A 1,930-nucleotide genomic window follows, 5' to 3' on the forward strand; every position below is an offset into this window, starting at 1 on the left:
CATGGATGTATGTGTACCAACGTCCGGTCGAAGGGTTAACGCTGATTGAAAGCGGTAACTGGTTAGACAGAGACCAGTGCTGATCAAAAAACACGCCACCTTCGGGTGGCGTTGTTTTATGTGGTGCCAGCCGTCGTCCTGGATTATCAGGACGTACTTATCTTTTTGTTCATTACGCAAAATGCTTATTAAATGAAACACTAATTAGTGTGAATTATTATTCTTCTTAAAATATTATCTTGTATTATTATAAAGTAATATGATCCCGCTAGCGGAAATAATTTTATTTCAGTCGCATTCTCGTTCTACCAAATAATTATCCAGGTAAGGATAGTAATGGATGAGTGATATTGTTTATCTTAAACTCATTGGTGAGCAACAAGGTGATATTTCTGATGGATGTGGCACAACTGATTCAGTCGGTAATCGTTGGCAACGAAACCATGTGAATGAAATATTTGTGTTTTCTTTGAGTTCGGGGGTAACGAATACAGGTAAAGGTGCGAATCTACAGAGCTTAACATTCAGCAAGCAAATAGATAAAAGTTCACCGCTGTTAGCTAATGCGATTAATAACAATGAAAACCTGTTTCTGGCGTTTTGGTTTTACCGCATAAATAGATATGGTCAATGGGAGAAGTATTATTATATTCAGCTCAGAGGTGCTTCAATATCAAGTATTCAGCTTCGCATTATAAAAGACGAGATAGATACAGAAACAATATCTGTTGATTATGATTATATTCTCAGTAAACATCTGATAAGCAATACCGAGTGTAGTTATCTTGCCCTGCCAGCGGAATACAATAAGCTGTTTGTTCCAACGCCGAAAGCCCAGACTCATACCCTTAACAGCGCTGGCGTAGGGAGACTGCTGGCGGCCGGGGGGATTTATAATGGTAATGTCGATGGGTTTCATCAGACTGCTGAATTGCTCGGTGGTGATGCTCCTGTTGGTTATAACCAGGTAATGAACGATCAGACCAGGGGATTGCTGATTGCTGGCGCTTCAATCGCTGCCGGGTTAGGGATTGGTAGGCTGAGCACTGTAAATGGGCCAGGCGAAATATCGAATTATAGTATGGTCCCGTCCCTTGAATCCCCCTATTTAAAAGGATTCACATCTGAGGCTGGAACATTACTCAATGCCAAACATGCAGTTATCGATCCTAAAAAAATAGCTTCTTATGCTCTAAATTCTGATCATCCGGTTGGGGGAAATAAAGCGCGAGTTTTCGAATCAGCTTTGGGTTATAACCCATCTAATGCAGGGGTCTTAGTTTCCAGAGTTCAGCAGGGAGTCCTGTCTAACCCTGCTGAATTAGGGCTATATGACAGTTTCGGTCAAAGACTGTCCGTCGATGTACCGATTATCGGTGTGAACGGAGAAACTGCGATAGTACGTACTGGTTGGATATATGAGACTGATTCGTTAGTACCTCGCATGACAACCCTCTATGTAAAATAGTAAGGTGAAATGATGAAACTATCACTTCTGGATGTTGTGTTCCTGAATGTTGATTTACCTGCCGTTGGTTTAACGAAAGGTCAGATCGGTGCGGTTATTGATGTGTATCACTCACCATCGTTAGCTTATGAGGTTGAGTTTTGTGATGAAGAAGGAAAGACTATCGTATCTCTGGCTTTATCACCGGAGCAACTGACCAAAGATTTATCATAGTCTCTACACTCGGCACTACTGGAACCAGAGTTTGTCGATAATCCCTCTTAGGCAGTTTTACCCGGTATAAAAAAAGCCCTCGCAAATACGAGGGCTTTTAAAAAATTACGTTGAGCTCAAGCGAAAACGAACTTATTTCTTCGCTGCGCGCTCGAAGGAAGCAACGATTTCAGCTTTAGCCGCTTCAGCGTTGTCCCAGCCGTCAACTTTCACCCATTTGCCTTTTTCGAGGTCTTTGTAGTGCTCGAA

Annotated in this window: 3 protein-coding genes and 1 pseudogene; 3 read left to right on the plus strand and 1 reads right to left on the minus strand. The window is 42.0% G+C overall.

What is annotated here, in order from left to right; genetic code table 11:
• The 3 genes and pseudogenes from OGV67_RS02530 to OGV67_RS02540 all read left to right on the plus strand — a co-directional run.
• Window positions 1-83 (plus strand): annotated as a pseudogene (locus tag OGV67_RS02530) (gamma-glutamylcyclotransferase family protein); the annotation flags it as partial.
• A 257-nt stretch (window positions 84-340) separates the two neighbouring features.
• On the plus strand, window positions 341-1,468 hold the full coding sequence (gene tssD, locus OGV67_RS02535) for a type VI secretion system tube protein TssD (protein WP_115615201.1): 1,128 nt from the start codon (window positions 341-343) through the stop codon (window positions 1,466-1,468).
• Between the two features lie 12 nt (window positions 1,469-1,480).
• Window positions 1,481-1,681 (plus strand): DUF4926 domain-containing protein, encoded by a 201-nt coding sequence (locus OGV67_RS02540; RefSeq protein ID WP_024130781.1) that lies wholly within the window; start codon window positions 1,481-1,483, stop codon window positions 1,679-1,681.
• Window positions 1,682-1,813: 132 nt separating this feature from the next.
• Here OGV67_RS02540 and OGV67_RS02545 read toward each other — a convergent pair.
• On the minus strand, window positions 1,814-1,930 hold a 117-nt coding region (locus OGV67_RS02545), incomplete at its 5' end, for an inorganic diphosphatase (protein ID WP_286464883.1).

The organism is Citrobacter sp. CK188, from assembly GCF_030333525.1.
Classification (GTDB): domain Bacteria; phylum Pseudomonadota; class Gammaproteobacteria; order Enterobacterales; family Enterobacteriaceae; genus Citrobacter_B; species Citrobacter_B koseri.

What these genes read in the sequence shown, in the direction of transcription:
- tssD (WP_115615201.1), top strand. Translation starts at nt 341, where the DNA reads ATGAGTGATATTGTTTATCTTAAACTCATTGGTGAGCAACAAGGTGAT.
- OGV67_RS02540 (WP_024130781.1), top strand. Translation starts at nt 1,481, where the DNA reads ATGAAACTATCACTTCTGGATGTTGTGTTCCTGAATGTTGATTTACCT.